1 pseudogene is annotated in these 289 nt (G+C 37.0%); it reads right to left on the bottom strand.

What is annotated here, in order from left to right:
- A pseudogene (locus PZE06_RS28900) lies at nucleotides 1–257 on the bottom strand (disulfide oxidoreductase); the annotation flags it as partial.
- Between the last annotated feature and the right edge of the window lie 32 nt (nucleotides 258–289).

Raw genomic sequence — 289 nt, 5'->3', positions numbered from 1 at the left:
AACCTCCTTTGTTTTTTTCCAGATGAGAAAACTACAAATAAATATGATAACAAAAGCGGTAAGAGCAAGGAATGGAATGGTGATAAATCCAAACCAGTTTATGCGGCAGTACATGGAATACGACCACATGCAGGTGCTGCATCAGCTAAAAAGGAAAGCTTTTGAATACCGTAATGATACATGGAGATCATCCCGCCTATAGCTGATAATATCATCGTATATAAGGAGATTTTATAATCCTTCTTTACTGTACCCATTCGTCGTTATTTTAGGGATTGCTACAGTAAAG

It is taken from the genome of Robertmurraya sp. DFI.2.37 (assembly GCF_029211245.1).
Lineage (GTDB): Bacteria > Bacillota > Bacilli > Bacillales > Cytobacillaceae > Robertmurraya > Robertmurraya methanolica_A.
Note: the sequence above shows the minus strand (reverse complement) of the source record. Positions and strands in the feature narration are given on the sequence as shown.